This window comes from Rhizobium sp. 9140, assembly GCF_900067135.1.
Lineage (GTDB): Bacteria > Pseudomonadota > Alphaproteobacteria > Rhizobiales > Rhizobiaceae > Ferranicluibacter.
Map to the genome: position 1 here is coordinate 2,897,403 of NZ_FJUR01000001.1, position 16,973 is coordinate 2,914,375.

17 protein-coding genes and 2 riboswitches are annotated in these 16,973 nt (G+C 62.7%); of the genes, 14 read left to right on the forward strand and 3 right to left on the reverse strand.

The genetic code is table 11. From position 1 onward, the window contains the following. Positions 1 to 39 precede the first annotated feature (39 nt). Complete coding sequence (locus tag GA0004734_RS13575; protein ID WP_092934477.1) at positions 40 to 807, reverse strand: N-formylglutamate amidohydrolase; 768 nt, start codon at positions 805 to 807, stop codon at positions 40 to 42. A gap of 183 nt (positions 808 to 990) precedes the next feature. Here GA0004734_RS13575 and GA0004734_RS13580 point away from each other — a divergent pair, with 183 nt between their 5' ends. The 10 genes from GA0004734_RS13580 (at position 991) to GA0004734_RS13625 (ending at position 12,234) form a co-directional block, all read left to right on the forward strand. Beyond that, on the forward strand, positions 991 to 1,902 hold the full coding sequence (locus GA0004734_RS13580) for a MurR/RpiR family transcriptional regulator (RefSeq protein ID WP_245292420.1): 912 nt from the start codon (positions 991 to 993) through the stop codon (positions 1,900 to 1,902). A gap of 162 nt (positions 1,903 to 2,064) precedes the next feature. Continuing rightward, positions 2,065 to 3,168: an ABC transporter substrate-binding protein gene (locus tag GA0004734_RS13585; protein WP_092934481.1), complete on the forward strand. Its 1,104-nt coding sequence runs from the start codon at positions 2,065 to 2,067 to the stop codon at positions 3,166 to 3,168. Positions 3,169 to 3,260: 92 nt separating this feature from the next. Beyond that, positions 3,261 to 4,178, forward strand: coding sequence for an ABC transporter permease (locus tag GA0004734_RS13590; RefSeq protein WP_092934483.1), 918 nt, complete (start codon positions 3,261 to 3,263; stop codon positions 4,176 to 4,178). Next, positions 4,175 to 4,963 carry an ABC transporter permease gene (locus tag GA0004734_RS13595; RefSeq protein ID WP_092934485.1) on the forward strand — a complete coding sequence of 263 codons (789 nt, stop codon included), beginning with the start codon at positions 4,175 to 4,177 and terminating at the stop codon, positions 4,961 to 4,963. Before GA0004734_RS13590 ends, GA0004734_RS13595 begins: the two co-directional genes overlap by 4 nt. A 14-nt stretch (positions 4,964 to 4,977) precedes the next feature. Next, a complete protein-coding gene (locus GA0004734_RS13600; protein WP_092934487.1) occupies positions 4,978 to 6,039 on the forward strand; it encodes an ABC transporter ATP-binding protein in 1,062 nt (353 codons plus the stop codon). 73 nt (positions 6,040 to 6,112) lie between these two features. Next, positions 6,113 to 6,278, forward strand: a riboswitch (FMN riboswitch). Positions 6,279 to 6,367: 89 nt separating this feature from the next. Next, positions 6,368 to 6,853, forward strand: a complete 486-nt coding sequence (locus GA0004734_RS13605; RefSeq protein WP_092934489.1) for a 6,7-dimethyl-8-ribityllumazine synthase — start codon at positions 6,368 to 6,370, stop codon at positions 6,851 to 6,853. 387 nt (positions 6,854 to 7,240) lie between these two features. Next, on the forward strand, positions 7,241 to 7,972 hold the full coding sequence (gene msrA, locus GA0004734_RS13610; protein ID WP_092934491.1) for a peptide-methionine (S)-S-oxide reductase MsrA: 732 nt from the start codon (positions 7,241 to 7,243) through the stop codon (positions 7,970 to 7,972). Between the two features lie 167 nt (positions 7,973 to 8,139). Further along, entirely contained in the window at positions 8,140 to 10,317 is a 2,178-nt protein-coding gene (locus tag GA0004734_RS13615; protein ID WP_092934493.1) for a TonB-dependent siderophore receptor, read from the forward strand. Between the two features lie 6 nt (positions 10,318 to 10,323). Continuing rightward, positions 10,324 to 11,103, forward strand: coding sequence for a siderophore-iron reductase FhuF (gene fhuF / locus GA0004734_RS13620; RefSeq protein ID WP_092934495.1), 780 nt, complete (start codon positions 10,324 to 10,326; stop codon positions 11,101 to 11,103). A 6-nt stretch (positions 11,104 to 11,109) separates the two neighbouring features. Continuing rightward, positions 11,110 to 12,234 carry an ABC transporter substrate-binding protein gene (locus tag GA0004734_RS13625; RefSeq protein ID WP_092934497.1) on the forward strand — a complete coding sequence of 375 codons (1,125 nt, stop codon included), beginning with the start codon at positions 11,110 to 11,112 and terminating at the stop codon, positions 12,232 to 12,234. Between the two features lie 79 nt (positions 12,235 to 12,313). Here GA0004734_RS13625 and GA0004734_RS13630 read toward each other — a convergent pair whose 3' ends face one another. Beyond that, the gene (locus GA0004734_RS13630) at positions 12,314 to 12,817 is read right to left on the reverse strand and encodes a YciE/YciF ferroxidase family protein (RefSeq protein WP_092934499.1); all 504 of its coding nucleotides are present in this window, start codon (positions 12,815 to 12,817) and stop codon (positions 12,314 to 12,316) included. Between the two features lie 172 nt (positions 12,818 to 12,989). On the opposite strand from GA0004734_RS13630, the gene GA0004734_RS13635 reads away from it, so the two are divergent. The 4 genes from GA0004734_RS13635 (at position 12,990) to GA0004734_RS13650 (ending at position 15,603) form a co-directional block, all read left to right on the forward strand. Beyond that, entirely contained in the window at positions 12,990 to 13,523 is a 534-nt protein-coding gene (locus GA0004734_RS13635) for a hypothetical protein (protein WP_092934501.1), read from the forward strand. 92 nt (positions 13,524 to 13,615) lie between these two features. Continuing rightward, a complete protein-coding gene (locus GA0004734_RS13640; RefSeq protein ID WP_245292421.1) occupies positions 13,616 to 14,101 on the forward strand; it encodes an SRPBCC family protein in 486 nt (161 codons plus the stop codon). A gap of 50 nt (positions 14,102 to 14,151) precedes the next feature. Next, positions 14,152 to 14,413: riboswitch (cobalamin riboswitch) on the forward strand. Between the two features lie 48 nt (positions 14,414 to 14,461). Continuing rightward, complete coding sequence (locus tag GA0004734_RS13645) at positions 14,462 to 14,638, forward strand: CbtB domain-containing protein (protein ID WP_092934503.1); 177 nt, start codon at positions 14,462 to 14,464, stop codon at positions 14,636 to 14,638. A gap of 206 nt (positions 14,639 to 14,844) precedes the next feature. Continuing rightward, positions 14,845 to 15,603 carry a CbtA family protein gene (locus GA0004734_RS13650; protein ID WP_092934505.1) on the forward strand — a complete coding sequence of 253 codons (759 nt, stop codon included), beginning with the start codon at positions 14,845 to 14,847 and terminating at the stop codon, positions 15,601 to 15,603. 47 nt (positions 15,604 to 15,650) lie between these two features. Here GA0004734_RS13650 and GA0004734_RS13655 read toward each other — a convergent pair whose 3' ends face one another. Further along, on the reverse strand, positions 15,651 to 16,940 hold the full coding sequence (locus GA0004734_RS13655; RefSeq protein WP_092934507.1) for a glucoamylase family protein: 1,290 nt from the start codon (positions 16,938 to 16,940) through the stop codon (positions 15,651 to 15,653). Positions 16,941 to 16,973: the final 33 nt, after the last annotated feature.

Consider the following 16,973-nt stretch of genomic DNA (forward strand, 5'->3'; position numbering starts at 1 on the left):
GGGAACGATCTCCGCGGACATGCCGCTCCCCAGGTCTTTTTATGGTTCGAGGCGCATCAGGGCTTTGCCCAGATGATCCCCGATATAGCCGGCCAGGACCCTCTGGCCGTCTTTGCTTGCGATGAGATCGTTGCGGATCTCGATCATGACGTTGAGCAGGCCATTATGAATGCCGTGCTCGATCAGCGTATGCGTCACCCCGTCCTGCGACCCATAGGGCTCATTGCGACGCGTGACGAAGGCATCGTCCTCCGCAGAAGCCACCAGAAACGCATCGGCAAGCCGGCTGTCGCTGTCATGCAGGATGCCCACCTCCACCTCCCGCGGTCGGCCGTGCCAGACCGGCGTGAAGGAGTGTATCGTGACGATAACCGGCGGGCGCCGGTTTGCAACCCGAGTCTTGATGAGATCGGACAGGCCTTTGCGGAACGGGGTGTAGATCGCCTCCGTTCGCGCCAGCCGTTCGGCCGCAGAAAGCGCTGCGTTGCCGGGAATGTCGAAAATCTCGCTGACCGCCGGCATGGCGCTCGGCGAATCCGGGGGGCGATTGCAATCATAGACGAGGCGGGAAAAACGCTGGTAAATCAGCGTCGCATCGAGCGAAGCTGACAGCAGTTGGCAAACGGCAAGCGCGCCCGGGTCCCAGGCAATGTGACTTTCCAGCGCCTCCGCCGAAAGCCCAAGCGTGCCCATTCTCCGGGGAAGCCGGCGAGATGCGTGCTCGCAGACGAGCAGGATGCGGGAACCGGCATCCGCATTCTCCAGCGCAACCGGCGCACCATCCTCGGCAGTCAGAAGAGCACTCACATCCGGCTCCGTCGCTGCCCGCCATCATGGCAGGCCTCCCTTACTGAAGAGAATTCTTCACAATTTCGTGCCTGTCAATGACAAACTGAAACGATCTCTTCATGAACCCCATTGACTCCGATTGTGACAGCGATGTTTACTCTGTCACATAAGGCCGGCGAAGATCGGTCTCAGGGGAAAATCTTGATCAGCACCGAAACACACAAGACGGTGTCGGACGTGATCGCCGCGAACTTCACCGCTTTGACGCGGGCGGAGAAGCAGCTGGCGGAGACGTTGCTCGACAACTATCCCGTTTCCGGGCTCGGCAGCATCACGACCGTGGCCGAGAACGCCGGGGTGTCGACTCCGACCGTCGCGCGCATGGTGCAGAAGCTCGGCTTTCGCGGCTTTCCGGATTTTCAGGCCCGGTTGCACCAGGAGCTGGAAGCGACCATCTCAAACCCGATCAGCAAGCACGACCGCTGGGCGACCAACGCGCCCGGCACCCACATCCTCAACCGCTTCGCCGACGCCACGATCAACAATCTGAGGACCACCCTTGCCCAGATGGAGACGCAGGACTTCGACGGCGCGGCAGCGCTGATCGCCGACCCGAAGCGGCGCATCTACCTGATCGGCGGCCGCATCACCCGCACGCTTGCGGACTACGTCTTCACGCATCTTCAGGTCATCCGCGCCGGCGTGACCCTCATCGCCTCCGGCTCCAGCCCGTGGCCGCATTACGTGCTCGACATGAAGAAGGGCGACGTGCTGGTGGTGTTCGACATCCGACGCTACGAGCAGGAACTGGAAACGCTGGCCAAGGCCGCCCGCTCCCGCGGTGCCGAGATCATCCTTTTCACCGACCAGTGGTCCTCGCCCGTCGCCAAGTCCGCGGCCAAGGTCTTCCGCGTGCATATCGAGGTGCCGTCGGCCTGGGATAGCTCGGTGGTGACCCTCTTCACCGTGGAGGCGCTGATCGAAGCGGTCCAGAGCTCGATCTGGGAAGAAACCCGCGACCGGATGAAGGCGCTGGAAACACTGTTCGACGCGACACCACTGTTTCGCAAACCCTTTCTAGAGAGCAAACCTTTCCGGAAGAGAGAGGGATGACACCGGAAACCCTGCAACAAAAAACCCTAGATACAGGGGTTTAGCCGGGAGACGAAGCGTAAAACTGTCCACCGCGTCTGTCATAGAAGCTTCATGACGCCGCTCTATCAGCTTGACCCACCGGGCCGGAAACCCCGGCCTGACAAACCCAAGGAGACTTTCGTGCTGTCAAAGACCCACCGCCTTCTGTCGCTGACATCGGCGATGCTCGTCGCTTCCACGGCGCTTGCCGCCGCCGAGCCGAGCGCAGACCTGATCGCTGCCGCCAAGAAGGAAGGCACGCTCACCACCATCGCGCTTCCGCACAACTGGTGCGGCTACGGCGACGTCATCGCCGGCTTCAAGGCCAAGTACGGTCTTGAGGTCAACGAACTGAACCCCGACGCCGGCTCCGGCGACGAGATCGAAGCCATCAAGGCCAACAAGGGCAACACCGGCCCGCAGGCGCCCGACGTGATCGACGTCGGCCTCTCCTTCGGCCCGTCCGCCAAGGCCGAAGGCCTGATCCAGCCCTACAAGGTCTCCACCTGGGACTCGATCCCCGATAGCGCCAAAGATGCCGACGGCTTCTGGTACGGCGACTATTACGGCGTTCTCTCCTTCGTCGTGAACACCGACATCGTCAAGGACGTGCCGAAGGACTGGGCCGACCTGAAGAAGTCGGATTACGCCAACAGCATCGCGCTGGCCGGCGATCCCCGCGCCTCCAACCAGGCCGTTCAGGCCGTTTACGCCGCGGGTCTTGCTGCCGGCGAAACGGACGCAACAAAGGCCGGCACCGCTGGCCTCTCCTACTTCGGCGAACTGAACAAGGCCGGCAATCTCGTGCCCGTCATCGGCAAGTCGGCCTCGCTTGCGCAGGGCTCCACGCCGATCGTCATTGCCTGGGACTATAACGGTCTCTCCTGGCGCGACAGCCTCAACGGCAACCCGCCGGTCGAAGTCGTCGTACCCACGAGCGGCGTCGTCGCCGGCGTCTACGTACAGGCCATTTCCGCCTTCGCACCGCATCCGAACGCTGCAAAGCTGTGGATGGAGTACCTCTATTCCGACGAAGGTCAGCTTGGCTGGCTGAAGGGCTACTGCCACCCGATCCGCTTCAACGATCTTGCCAAGAACAACAAGATCCCGAAGGAAATGCTCGACAAGCTGCCGCCGGCCGCCGCCTATGAAAAGGCCGTGTTCCCGACGCTCGACGAGCAGGCTGCCGGCAAGACCGAGATCACCGGCAAGTGGGACAGCGTCGTCGGCGCCAACGTCCAGTAAGATACTGGACCGGTCGTACGACCCGTAAACCCAGCCTCTCCGCGTTCGCGCGGAGAGGCTTCCGCTACGCCCTCCCGAACGAAAGCTCGCCGATGAGCCAACCGATCAGCCCCCCGATCAGCAGAGCGACAGCGCCGATACCGAAATCTGGCCCGACCATCAACAAGGACCGGATCATCGACTGGCTGGGCATTGCGCCCTTCATGCTCTTTGCGTTTCTCTTCCTGCTGGCACCGACATTCTACCTCGTCATCGGTGCCTTCTTCACGCCGGACGGCCAGCTGACGCTCAAGAACATCTCCGACCTTTTCACCCCGTCGATCCTGTCGGCCTACTGGATCTCGATCCGCATCTCGCTGGCCTCCGCTCTCGGCGGCGCGTTCATCGGCTTCTTCCTTGCCTGGGCCGTCGTGCTGGGCGGACTACCTTCCTCGGTGCGCTCGACGCTCCTCACCTTCTCCGGCGTCGCCTCCAACTTCGCAGGCGTCCCCCTCGCCTTCGCCTTCCTCGCCACGCTCGGCCGCACGGGTCTGGCGACGGTGCTCCTGCGCGACTGGTTCGGCTTCAATCTCTACTCGACCGGTTTCAACCTGCTGAGCTTCACCGGCCTCACGCTCACCTACATGTACTTCCAGATACCGCTGATGGTGCTGATCCTGACGCCCGCGCTCGACGGCATGAAGAAGGAGTGGCGCGAGGCCTCCGAGATCCTCGGAGCCACGAACCGGCAATACTGGACGATGGTCGCCCTGCCGATCCTGTGGCCGAGCCTGCTCGGCACCACGCTGCTGCTGTTTGCCAACGCCTTCGGCGCCATCGCCACGGCCTATGCTTTGACCGGCAGCTCGCTCAACATCGTGCCGATCCTGCTCTACGCGCAGATCCGCGGCGACGTGCTGCACAATCCGAACCTTGGCTATGCCATTGCGCTCGGCATGATCGTCATCACGGGCCTTTCCAACGTCCTCTACCTCATGCTGCGCATGCGCGCCGAGAGGTGGCAGAAATGAAGACGAACCGCATCGGCGCCTGGATCGCTATGGCCATCGGGGCGAGCTACTTCGTCATTCCCCTGATCGGCACCTTCGAATTCTCGCTGCGCATGCGCCGCGGCGAATATTCCTTCGACGCCTATCGCTCCGTGTTCTCGGACATGCAGTTCCGCGAGACCTTCGGCTATTCCATGATGATGGCACTGCTGACCATCGTCTTCGGCATGCTGCTGGTGGTCCCCACGGCCTACTGGGTGCGCCTGCGCCTGCCGCAGATGCGACCCGTGGTCGAGTTCATCACGCTGCTACCGCTGGTCATTCCCGCCATCGTCATCGTGTTCGGCTACCTGCGCTTGTACAATTCGTCGTCCGTGCTGCCGCTCACCGGCTCGACGACGGGCACGAACATATTGCTGATGTTCTCCTACATCACCCTGTCGCTGCCCTACATGTACAAGGCGGTCGACACTGCCATGCGGGCCATCGACGTCCGCACGCTGACGGAAGCGGCCCAGAGCCTCGGTGCCAGCTGGTCGACCATCCTCTTCCGCTGCATCTTCCCCAACGTCATGAGCGGTGTGCTCTCCGGTGCCTTCATCACGCTCGCCATCGTCATGGGCGAATTCACCATGGCGGCCCTTCTGAACCGTCCGGCCTTCGGCCCCTATTTGCAACTCGTCGGCGCCAACAAAGCCTACGAGCCTTCGGCGCTCGCCGTCATCGCCTTCTCCATCACATGGCTCTCCATGGGCCTCCTCAATCTCGTCTCGCGCTTTGGCAAGTCCGCCCCGGCCAAGGCATAAAGGTCACAGGCTCCATGTCCTTTCTTACCCTGACCCACATCCGGAAATCCTTTGGCCAGACACAGGTCGTGCACGACTTCGACATGGCGATCGAGAAAGGTGAATTCGTCTCGTTCCTCGGTCCGTCCGGTTGCGGCAAGACGACCGTTCTGCGGATGATCGCCGGCTTCGAGACGCCCTCCTCCGGCACCATCATGATCAACGGCCGGAACCAGAACGAACTGAAGCCCAACCAGCGCAATATCGGCATGGTGTTCCAGGCCTATGCCCTGTTTCCCAACATGACGGTCCGCGACAATGTCGCCTTCGGCCTGAAGGTCGCGGGCGCTCCGAAGTCCGACATCGACAGCCGTGTGAAGGAAATGCTGGCGCTGATCCACCTCGATCACCTCGCGGATCGCTACCCTTACCAGATGTCGGGCGGGCAGCAGCAGCGCGTGGCGCTGGCCCGCGCACTCGCCCCCAAGCCGCAGGTTCTCCTCCTCGACGAACCGCTCTCAGCGCTCGACGCCAAGATCCGCGTGTCGCTGCGCGAGGAGATCCGCATGATCCAGCAGCAGCTTGGCATCACCACCGTCTTCGTCACGCACGACCAGGAAGAGGCACTGTCGATCTCGGACCGCATCGTGATCATGAACGGCGGGCGCGCCGACCAGATCGGCACCCCGTTCGAGATCTACAACCGTCCCGCGACCCGCTTCGTCGCCTCCTTCGTCGGAACGCTGAACCTGATCGATGCCAAGATTACCGATCCCGTAACCAATCGCATCGCCATCGGCGATCAGGCGATCACGCTGCGCGAACCGCTCGGCACCGCGAAGGCCGGCGACACGATCTCGCTGGCGCTCCGGCCGGAAGCCGGCTCGATTGCACCCGATGCCAAGGGCGATACGGCCCTGACCGGCACTGTCATCGCCACCAATTTCCTCGGCTCGGTCATCCGCACCCGCATGAAGATCGCCGACAGCGTGATCTCCTTCGACATGTTCAACAATCCCGGCCTGAAGCCGCCGGCGATCGGCGAAGCGGTGACCCTGCGCTTCACGGCGGGCGATCTTCTCATCGTCAGAGAATAGTTTTCTTCAAAAACCCGGCCGCATGAAACAAAGCGGATTTGACGGCTTGTTGCAGGTGCTTATAGTCAACACCGTACGTTCTCAGGGCGGGGCGAAATTCCCCACCGGCGGTAACAGGCGGTAATGCCTGGAGCCCGCGAGCGCTTCAGGTCTCCGGCACCGTGCCGGGCGGCAGGAAGGTCAGCAGATCCGGTGTGACTCCGGAGCCGACGGTATAGTCCGGATGAAAGAGAGCAAACGGCAGGTCACGGCCCGACAAGGCCGCGTCGTGTCCGCGTGTTCGCCCAAGGGATCCCGTCGAACGGCTAACCCTTGAAAGGCCACTTGCATGACCATCGCATCCCATCCCTCACAGAAAATCGCCATCATCCGCGCGCGCTGGCACTCAGCCATCGTCGATCAGTGCGTCAACGCGTTTGCCGCCCGCTGGCAGGAACTCGGCGGCAATGCAGCGGATATCGAGATCTTCGACGTGCCCGGCGCGCTCGAAATCCCGCTTCATGCCCAGACGCTGGCAAAGACCGGCCGCTTCTCGGCCATCCTCGGCACCGCTTTCGTGGTCGATGGCGGCATCTATCGCCACGACTTCGTCGCCTCCACCGTGCTCGACGGCATGGTGCGCGTCTCGCTCGACACCGGCGTTCCCGTCCTCTCGGCCGTCCTCACGCCGCATCACTTCCAGGAATCGGAAGCGCATATCCGCTTCTTCACGGATCACTTCGTGATCAAGGGCACTGAGGCGGCCAATGCTGCCCGCCAGTTGCTGGCAGCCCGTGCGGAGATCGCGCTCGTTCCGGCAGAAGCAACCGCCTGACAAGACGGAAGCCCGCGGCTTTCGAGGCGGGTGGGCTTTTGCCTTGGATCGAATGCGATGGCGTCCGACGTCTTGAGAAACGTCGGACGCCATCGCCGTTTTCGGAGCCTGAATGGCACATTACGCCGGACCAGCCCGTGACTCAGGGTCTCAACGACAGTGCTCAAGCAACGCGAATGATTCGACATTCCCGGCCCGTTGAAGCGTCAGGCGAGCGCCTTGAATCAGAGCTTCACCGTCACCTTCTCCGGAGCGGATGAGCCCTGCCAGACTACACGAAAACGCGATTTGACGCCGGTGGCGGATCGGCTCACAATCCCCGCACATCCGCAACGTCGCGGCGCGTCGTCAGGCTCTTTCGCCATCCGCGCCCTCAGGGATTACCGTATGTCGAAAACCTCCCGTTCCAATCTCCGCCGCAACCTGACAGGCGGCGTTCTCGGCGCCTTCGCGCTGACGGCCCTCATCATCGCCGTTACGGCCGTCCGCGCCGGTGCCGCGGAAGAGGCCGTGGTCATTCCACCGCCGAGCATCGATGAGACGACGTCTGCCAAGACCGAAAAAGCCGTCTTTGCCGGCGGCTGTTTCTGGGGCGTGCAGGGCGTGTTCCAGCATGTGAAGGGCGTGACCAACGCCGTCTCCGGCTATTCCGGCGGCGCGAAGGAAACGGCGTCCTACGAGACCGTCAGCGGCGGCAAGACCGGGCATGCAGAGGCTGTCGAGGTGACCTATGATCCCTCGCAGATCAGCTACGGCCAGCTCTTGCAAATCTTCTTCTCGGTCGCGCACAATCCGACGCAGCTGAACTTTCAAGGCCCCGATCACGGCACGCAGTATCGCTCGGCCATCTTCACGCTCAGCCCCGAGCAGAAGAAGGTGGCGGACGCTTACGTCGCGCAGCTCGACAAGGCGAAGGTTTTTCCGGACAAGGTCGTGACCGAGGTTGCCAACCTCAAGGGCTTCTTTACGGCAGAGGCCTATCATCAGGACTTTCTGACGCTCAATCCGGATTACCCCTACATCGTTTACAACGACCTGCCGAAGATCGAGAACCTCAAAACCGTGTTCCCGGAGACCTATCGCGACAAGCCGGCACTGGTCTCGCAGGCCAAGGGCTGAACGGCGCGTAAGAGCCGCCTTCGATGCCCGCGCCAAGTCGGCTCCTCGTAAGCCAAGCGTTGCGAAATTCCCACAGCCCTAAAACATGATCGGATTAATCATGTTTTAGGGCTGTCTTTGCGGCAGAATCTTGATAGTGAAAATCATCTTTTCACCGAGAGGTTCGCATGTCACGCCGTTTTCCGCTTCGCTCAGCCCTTGTCACCAGCACATCCATGCTGGCCATCGCCCTGTTCGATATCGGCACGACAGCTTTTGCACAGGATGGGGCAACCGGCAATGCAACGGTGCTTGAGGAAATCGTCGTCACCGGCGGCAGCGGCGGCGTCATCACCGGCGAAGGCTATGTCGGCACGGCGAGCGCCACGGGCGCTAAGACGGACACGCCCTTCCTCCAGACGCCCCAATCCATCTCCTCGGTCACGGACGCGCAACTTGAAGACCGCAATCCGCAGTCGCTTCAGGAGACCCTCGCCTACACGCCCGGTACGCGCATCGGCGCCTTCGGCTTCGATCCGCGCTTCGACAGCTTTTCCGTCCGCGGCTTCGATGTCACCTATACCGGCATTTTCCGCGACAACCTGCGCCAGCCGGGCGCGGGCTCCTCGCTCTTCAAGACCGAACCCTACGGGCTCGAAGGCGTTTCGATCCTGCGCGGCCCCTCCTCCGCACTCTACGGCGCATCCGGCGCCGGCGGGCTCTACAACCTCATCACCAAGCGACCGACGATCGAGCCTTTGCGCGAGATCGAGGTGCAATACGGCACGAACCAGCGTTATCAGAGCCAGTTCGACCTCTCCGGTCCGATCAACGAAACAGACCCGGTCTACTACCGCATGACCGGTCTGCTGCGCGATGCCGATACCGAACAGGTTTCCGTTTCCGACGACCGTGCCTATATCGCCCCCGCAATCACATGGAAGCCCGACGAGGACACCAAGCTCACCATTCTCGGCGAATATTCCCGCACGAAATCGGGCGGCACGGCCGCCTATTACAACGATCCGCTGACCGGCAAGGTCACCGACATCTTCGGCGGCAATCCCGACTTCAACGATTCCGTCCAGAAGCAGGCGCGGGTCGGCTACGAGTTCGAGCACCGCCTGAACGACGTCTTCGTCTTCCGCCAGAACGCCCGCCTCTCGACCCTCAACATCGATGCCGATTACGCCTTCGCCTATGCGCCCAACGCGCTCGACCCGACTTTGCTCGACAGCAGCGCCGGCACCTTCGACGAGCGCCTGACGGCGGGCGTCATCGACAACCAGATCGAGGCGAAGTTCGCGACCGGCGCGTTCGATCATACGCTCCTCATCGGGCTCGACTTCCAGAAGCTGCGCTATCGCTCGCTTGACGGCACCGGCACCACCCCGCCGCTCGACACCGCCAACCCGAATGCCGGGCGTGATGTGGACCCGATCCCCTTCTCCACCCGCACCGTTCAGGACCAGTGGCAGATCGGCACCTATGTGCAGGACCAGATCCGCTACGATGCCTGGACGCTGACGCTCGGCGGCCGCTACGACTGGGTCGATACGGACACCGACGACACAGTGCTGGCGAGCGGCGACACGACCACGACGTCGCAGCGCGATAAGGCATTCTCCGGCCGCATCGGCCTGACCTACGAGACGGATTTCGGCCTAGCGCCCTATGCCAGCTACTCCACAGCTTTCTCGCCCAATGCCGGCATCAATCAGGAAACACGGCGGCCCTTCGACCCGACGGAGAGCCGGCAGCAGGAAATCGGCGTGAAATATCTGCTGCCGGACAGCAACACGCTGCTGACAGCCGCCCTCTTCAACATCGATCAAGACAACGGCCTCTATTACGAAGTCGTCAACCTGCCGACGGGTCCTGAAAACATCCAGGTCCAGCGCGGCAAGCTGCGGTCGCGCGGACTGGAACTGGAGGCGACGACCAGCCTCGACAACGGCATCTCGCTGACGGCATCCTACACCTACACGCACATGAAGATCATCGAGGGGCCGGCAGACAGCCAGGGCAATTTCGTCTCCTCAGTGCCGTTGCACATGGCCTCGCTGTGGGCAAATTACGACATGCCGGAAGATACGTTCGCATATGGGCTGGGCGTCGGGGCTGGCGCACGCTTCATCGGCTCGAGCTTCGGCAACGACATCAACACGGTGAAAAATTCGTCGCGGGTTCTGTTCGATGCGGCCGTCCACTACGATTTCGCCGCCATCGACAAGAAGTACGAGGGGCTGAAACTTCAGGTCAACGCCACCAATCTCTTCGACCGGCGTGACGCCGTCTGCTCAGGCGGTTTCTGCTATCGCGATCAGGGCCGCACTGTCATCGGCTCGCTCAAATACAGCTGGTAGGCCCGGATGAACCCAACCCCTCCCTCTCCGCCGAACGATGCCTTCCGGCCGCCGGAACTGAAATCCGTGTTCACCGGCGAGCATGCCTGGTGCGGCGAAAAGATGATGCTGTCACGCGATCTGGAAGGGGCGCTGCCCCTTGCCGGTTTTTTTTCGTCTCCCGCCTTTACCGAAGCGCTCGATCGGTATGCGCAAACCCATGGAGGCAGCGACCAGCGGGCGGTGGCCTCCATGTGGTCGCTCTACTACTTCGCCGGTCTGACGATCCCCTTTATCGTCGCGCGACGGGCCGATTACGTCCTGCCGGTCGATCTCTCCAGCATGACCATCGCGCTCGCCGAAGACGGCCTGCCGCGGGCCTTTGGACTGGAAACCGAAGGCGACTGGAGCGAGGCCGATGCAGCGGACGGCGCGGATGGCTATGTCGTGCCTCTGGTTCACCGCCATCTCGCTGCCGTGATCGCGGCCATGAAAGCGGCCGCCGGTCTGGCACCGAAGCTCGCGTGGAACAATGCCGCCGTCTACATCGACTACGCGTTCAACGCCACGGCCCCGACAAGCGGCAGCGACGCCTGGGCTTCCCGCGCGCTGTTCGAGCAGCCGGTCCTTGCGGACGGTACGGCCAACCCCTTTCGCGGCTGTCTGCGGCATGAACCCGTGGGCGACGAGACCGTCTGTCGTCGCAAGGTCTGCTGCCTGCGCTACCTCCTTCCCGGTATTCCGAGCTGCGGCGCGCTCTGCGCGCTGCCCAGCCAGCGTGGCGAAGGCCCGCAAAGAGGACACTGAGACCCGATGCTTCCCTGCCGCCTGTTCGCCGTTCTCCTCTGTCTGATATCGCTGGTCGCCGCTCTCCCGCCCGGCACGGCAAATGCGTCCACCTATCCGCTGACGGTGACCGACTCCATCGGGCGCACCGTGACGATCCCGGAGAAGCCGAAAGCGATCCTGCTGGGAAGCGGCTTCAATCTCGTCGCCCTATCGCTCATCCATCCCGATCCGGTCAGCCTGCTCGCGGGCTGGTCGGGCGACATGAAGGGCGACAACCCGGAAATCTACGCCGCCTTCGAGAAGCGTTTTCCCGCTATTGCCACGTTGCCCACCATTGGCGATGGCACCGGCGATGGTCTGTCGTTCGAGACCATCCTGTCGCTGAAGGCCGATCTCGCCATCATGGCCAACTGGCAGGCCGATACCGAGCTCGGCAAGCGCGCCATCGACTATCTGGAAAGCACGGGCGTCCCCGTCATCGTGGTGGATTTCAACAGCGATGCGCTGAAGAACACGCCCTCTGCCATGCGGCTGCTCGGCACCGTGCTCGACCGCGAGGCGCAGGCGGATGATTTCGCGACCTTCTACGAGACGCATCTTCACCGTATTCGCGACCGCGTGGCGCAAGCGACCGCCCCCGGGCCGACGGTGCTGATGGATGCCTTCCCCAATCCGGACAAGTGCTGCTACGCCTATGGCACCGGCGGTCTCGGCGCCTTCATCGGGCTTACGGGCAGCCGGAATATCGCGGAAGGTAACCTGCCCGCCCAGGGCGGCATCGTCTCGACGGAATATCTGATCGCTGCCGACCCCGAGGTCTACATCGCCACGGGCTCCCCCGGCGGCACCTACAGCGCTTTCTCCATCGGCCCCGGCGTGCCGGATGAGGAAGCGAGACGGACGCTGGAGCAGGTCATCACCTCCCCTATCCTCGCCAACCTCAAGGCCGTGCGCGACAGACGCGTGCATGGCCTGTGGAATTTCTTCAACGCGGTGCCGCTCAACATTCTGGCAGCAGAAGCCTTCGCCCGCTGGCTGCGGCCCAATCTCTTCACCGATCTCGACCCGAAAACGACGCTTGCCGAGATCAACAAGCGCTTCGCCGCGGTGCCGTTCGACGGCGCCTACTGGATCAGCCTTACGGACTGACGCAGCTCTTCCCGAACATGCAAACGCCAGCGCGGAGTGATCCGGCTGGCGTTTTCATTCGTAGCACCTGGCCTGAAGCTCAGGCAGCCTTCGCCTTGTCCATGGCGGTGGCGTTGACGGCCTTCGACAGCTTCGTCAGGTCGGCGTCGGTCTTTTCTTCCTGCTTCAGCGTCTCGTCGAGCAGCTTGACGGCTTCATCGAGACCGAGCAGACCAGCCCAGGTCTTCAGCGTGCCGTAGCGCGCCATTTCGTAGTGCTCGACGGCTTGCGCCGTGGCCAGCAGGCCCGCATCGACGGCCGGCGAGCCCTTGAATTCCTCAAGAACTTCCTCGCCTTCCTCGATAATGCCTTCGATGGCGGCACAGGTCTTACCGGTGGCACGCTTGCCGAAGATGTCGAAGACCTGCTGAAGGCGTTCAATCTGGCCTTCGGTCTCTTCGCGATGCTTTTCGAAAGCGGCCTTCAGGTCCGGGCTCTGTGCGCCGCGGGCCATCTTCGGCAGCGTCTTCGCAATCTTCTTTTCAGCGTAGTAGACATCCTTGAGCATGTCGTGGAACAGGTCCTCGAGTGCTTTTCCTGCCATTGTTCTATCCTTTCACGGGTCCGCGGGACAGGTTTGTCGCCGCGGTGGTTCAAACGGTGTTTCTGCGGCTGAGGAACTTGGTGATCTCACCTTTGTTCCCGGTTTGATTCACCGCATGCGCTTTCAACCCGACCGTGTCGTCCCTATATATAGGTGCATGGGGAGGCAGTTCATGCTTTGGATTTCGCTCGCGATCGCGAGCCTTGTGGTCGTCGCGCTTGCCGTCTGGGACCAGCGGTTTCGCAAGATGGCCGAGCCGGCGCTTTCGGTGCTCGTCGCCGTCGGCCTCATCAGCGCCTTCGTCGTCTGGTGGACCGACGACAATGCCCGCCCGTCCGAACCTCTGTCGCCGGTCACCGCGGATCAGCCTGTCGCCACGATCGCGGAGAGCCAGGTCCGGTTGGAAAACCTTCAGTTTGAAAAGAGCACACCCGCGAGCAGCTATGTGGTAACCGGCACGGTCCATAATGACAGCACCGCCTTCCTCGACTATTTCACCCTCGACGTCACGCTCGACGATTGCCCGGCCGGCGCCTGCCGCACGATCGGTCGCGACGACGCGCTGATCATCTCCCGCATCCCGCCGGGTCATTCCGCGCCGCTCCGGTCCTCCCTCGTCTTCCCGGCACCACGCACCGGCCCGCCCGAGGCTCCGCAGTGGACCACCGCGATCGTCAAGATCCAGTCCTCCCCTGCCGGTCCGTAACCGATGTTCGAAGCCGATCGCAAAGACCTCGACAGTCGGCGCCGAATGACGGAAACTCGGCAAAACAGACGAGCCGCCCCAGGACAATGCCCATGCCCGAGCCTATGACAGTACCCACCACCTCCGACGATCGCGACCTCGTCATCACCCGCCACATCCATGTCACGCCGAACGCGCTGTTCCGCTGCTGGACGGAGCCTGCTCTTCTCCAGCAATGGTTCGTGCCGAAACCGTGGACGATCGCGGCGGCCGAGGTCGATTTGCGCGTCGGCGGCTCAAACCTCATCGTCATGAGAAGCCCGGAAGGTGAGGAAATGCCCAATCGCGGCGTCTACCTCGAGGTTGTGCAGGATCGGAAGATCGTCTTTACCGACGCCTATATCCACGCATGGACGCCCTCCGAAAAGCCCTTCATGACCGGCATCATCACCTTCGAGCCGGAGGATGGTGGTACGCGCTACACGGCCCGCGTCCGCCACTGGACGAAGACCGACCGCGACGCGCATGAGCAGATGGGCTTTCAAGAGGGCTGGAACCAGTGCGCGGACCAGCTCGCGGCCCTTGCCGCGACCCTCTGATCTGAGACGCAGGCGGACCGGTGCGATTGACAGCCCTTCCGCAGGCGTCATAGTGATGCTCATCAATAGGTTCTCCGGGTGCCACACCATCCGGGGAGTAAATGGGAACGTGACGGGTGGACCCAGTGCGGCACCTCAATCACGGCCGACCCCGCGACTGTAGAGCGGTCAGGGTCTTTCATGCCGGGCGACCGGTAGAAGTCACTGCGGAAACGGGAAACCGGATCTGCGGGAAGGCGAGAAAGACCCGACGGTGCCATTGGGCATCAGACGCCGCGAGCCAGGACACCTGCCGATTGATGCCGGGCATGTCGCCCAAATGAGTGGGACACGTCCCACGTTGCCATCACGGAGGTTGTCATGGCTGTTACCAACGCATCCGGCGTTTCGCTTTCTCTCAATGACCGCATGATTGCGGGTCTCCTTTCCCTGTGCATCGGGGCGTTCCTCGTGTTCGGAGCAGGTCTGGCCAATTCGGCCGTGCTGCACGACACCGCGCACGACGTCCGCCATGCGTTCGGCTTCCCCTGCCACTAGGGTAAACAAGCCCGATCTCCCAAGCGACAGGCGAACGCAAGCCTCGTGACCGGGCCTTGCGTTGCTGACGCCTGCATGCCCGACGCGACCGCCTCTGTGTGACCGCATCGGTCGCGCTGCGCATTGTCGTGCGGATCGATCGGATCATCCCACACCTGCACAGGACGACGGCACGCCGGTAAGGCGTTGCTCCGAAAGGTATAACCATGATCGTCAAGACACTTCTGGCCGCCATCTGCGCCGGCCTCATCGCGGGCCTGTTCATGACCGCCGCGCAGGAACTCCGCGTCGTGCCGCTGATCCTCCACGCCGAAACCTACGAGGGAGAACCTGCCCACGGAACACCCGCGGCACACGAGCATTCCGCACGCGAATCCGGCGCGCTGCTCCAGTCCCTCGCATCCGCGCTTCAGCCGGTAACGCCCGCCTATGCGCATGATGGCGAGGTACACGAGGATGGCGGCATCATGTTCGGTCTGAGCCGCTTCTCCGGGACGCTGATGGCCAATCTGGTGACGGGCGTCGGCTTCGGATTGCTTCTGGGCGGCCTCGGCGTTCTCATCGGCAACCCGCCGACCTTGCGCACCGGCCTCACCTGGGGTGCCCTCGGCTGGCTCTCGGTCCACATGCTTCCGGCTCTCGGCCTTCCGCCCGAACTGCCCGGCTTTCCCGCCGCCGATCTCGGCGATCGCCAGACGTGGTGGCTCGTCACCACGACGCTCTCGGCGCTCGGTCTCGGCCTGATCGCGCTGCGAACGGAAATCGTGGCCAAGGGTGTTGGCCTTGTTCTCCTCGCTCTGCCCCACATCTACGGCGCACCCCAGCCCGGCGATATCGCGAGCCCGGTTCCCGCTGTTCTCGGCGCGGAATTCGCAGTGGCTGCCCTGGCGACGACGCTGGCCTTCTGGCTCGTCCTCGGCATCGTCTCCGGCGCCATCAACGACCGCTTCCTCAAGACGGCATGACAAACATGCTACCCCCTTATCTGGAAGGTCGCATGATCATATGGAGCTTACAGCCACCCACCCGCGAAACCGGCGCGCTTCAGCCCGCGCCGAATGGGAGCCGACTGGCGCAGGAGGTTCCAGAAGAAGCCGGTCCTGTGGTTCTCGATCATCATCAGCAGAATGCCTTGATCAAGGCCGATCCGCCGCGTGTTCATCCAGCCTTCCGCCGTGCGGGCCGGTACGCTCGGATTGAAGCTTCCGATGAAGCCGTCTTCCTCGATCACACCCGGATAGGTCTCAAGGATATGCCGGGTTCCGGAAAGTGCCGCTTTTTCGTCGAACGGCAGGCAGGAAAGGGGCGCCCAAGGGGCCAGCGTCCCGTCATCCGGGCCGAACGGCGCACCACGCGCGGCATAGCCCGAAAAATTCTGCTGGCGACCATCCCGCAGACGACGCGAACGCTCAGGCCCGTCGCAAGCGGTCAGCCCCCAGCAATCCGCGCCGTAACCCACAAAGGACTCCGGGTTTCGCTCCGCGTAGTCACGCTGCAGATCGATGGCGAGGCGGGTGTTCTCGAAGTAATCGCTGTCATGCTCGACCATTGCCGTATCACGGATGCCTCGGAAGTCGATCCAGGCATGGGAGAACAGATGGATGAACAACGGTCCGGCATAGAGGAACGGCTTGCCCAGAGCCTCCCTCCAGTCGCACTGGTTGCCGAAGGCGATGTAGCTGTTGGCCGGGATCGGGTAGGACGGCGAGGACAGCGCCAGCGTGTACAAAATGACCGCCTCGCTATATCCATGCCAGCGATAGGGAAGGAAACCGCTGCGCGGCTTCCAGCCGAGCGCCAGCGTATCCTGCTCGTCCAGCGCCCAAGCCCAGTTGGCACGGGCATAAACCATATCGGCGATGTCCCGGATCTCCTTTTCCGCAGGCGTGTTCTCGGAAAAATATGTACCGACCGTTATGGCGCCGGCGATCAGCAGCGCGCTATCGATCAGCGAGATCTCGCTCCGCCACGCCCGCCGTCCGGTCTTCATATCCAGGAAGTGGTAGTAGAGACCCTTATAGCCGGTGGCCAGCGTGTCGCGGCTCTGCTCGCTGTCGCGCAGAAAGCGCAATGTCGTCAGCGCCCGCTGCGCCGCATCCTCGCGGGACAGCCAGTCGCGCTCGACACCGACGGGGAGCGCCGACAGGCCGAAGCCGGTCGCGGCGATGCTGGCCGGCGAACCTTCCTGCGAACTGTCGGCCACGAGACCCGTTTCCGGATGCGTATACCGCATGAAATACCGAAACGCCCCCAGCTGGAATCTGTCAATCAGCCCGGCGTCGGTCGTATCTTTGAAAAGCATTGCAACTCCTCATGAGCGGGCACGCAGCACGTG

What these genes read in the sequence shown, in the direction of transcription:
- GA0004734_RS13645 (WP_092934503.1), top strand. Translation starts at nt 14,462, where the DNA reads ATGGCTGTTACCAACGCATCCGGCGTTTCGCTTTCTCTCAATGACCGC.
- GA0004734_RS13625 (WP_092934497.1), top strand. Translation starts at nt 11,110, where the DNA reads ATGCTTCCCTGCCGCCTGTTCGCCGTTCTCCTCTGTCTGATATCGCTG.
- GA0004734_RS13630 (WP_092934499.1), bottom strand. Translation starts at nt 12,817, where the DNA reads ATGGCAGGAAAAGCACTCGAGGACCTGTTCCACGACATGCTCAAGGAT.
- GA0004734_RS13595 (WP_092934485.1), top strand. Translation starts at nt 4,175, where the DNA reads ATGAAGACGAACCGCATCGGCGCCTGGATCGCTATGGCCATCGGGGCG.
- GA0004734_RS13655 (WP_092934507.1), bottom strand. Translation starts at nt 16,940, where the DNA reads ATGCTTTTCAAAGATACGACCGACGCCGGGCTGATTGACAGATTCCAG.
- GA0004734_RS13590 (WP_092934483.1), top strand. Translation starts at nt 3,261, where the DNA reads ATGAGCCAACCGATCAGCCCCCCGATCAGCAGAGCGACAGCGCCGATA.
- GA0004734_RS13615 (WP_092934493.1), top strand. Translation starts at nt 8,140, where the DNA reads ATGTCACGCCGTTTTCCGCTTCGCTCAGCCCTTGTCACCAGCACATCC.
- GA0004734_RS13640 (WP_245292421.1), top strand. Translation starts at nt 13,616, where the DNA reads ATGCCCGAGCCTATGACAGTACCCACCACCTCCGACGATCGCGACCTC.
- GA0004734_RS13635 (WP_092934501.1), top strand. Translation starts at nt 12,990, where the DNA reads ATGCTTTGGATTTCGCTCGCGATCGCGAGCCTTGTGGTCGTCGCGCTT.
- GA0004734_RS13600 (WP_092934487.1), top strand. Translation starts at nt 4,978, where the DNA reads ATGTCCTTTCTTACCCTGACCCACATCCGGAAATCCTTTGGCCAGACA.
- GA0004734_RS13605 (WP_092934489.1), top strand. Translation starts at nt 6,368, where the DNA reads ATGACCATCGCATCCCATCCCTCACAGAAAATCGCCATCATCCGCGCG.
- GA0004734_RS13650 (WP_092934505.1), top strand. Translation starts at nt 14,845, where the DNA reads ATGATCGTCAAGACACTTCTGGCCGCCATCTGCGCCGGCCTCATCGCG.
- msrA (WP_092934491.1), top strand. Translation starts at nt 7,241, where the DNA reads ATGTCGAAAACCTCCCGTTCCAATCTCCGCCGCAACCTGACAGGCGGC.
- fhuF (WP_092934495.1), top strand. Translation starts at nt 10,324, where the DNA reads ATGAACCCAACCCCTCCCTCTCCGCCGAACGATGCCTTCCGGCCGCCG.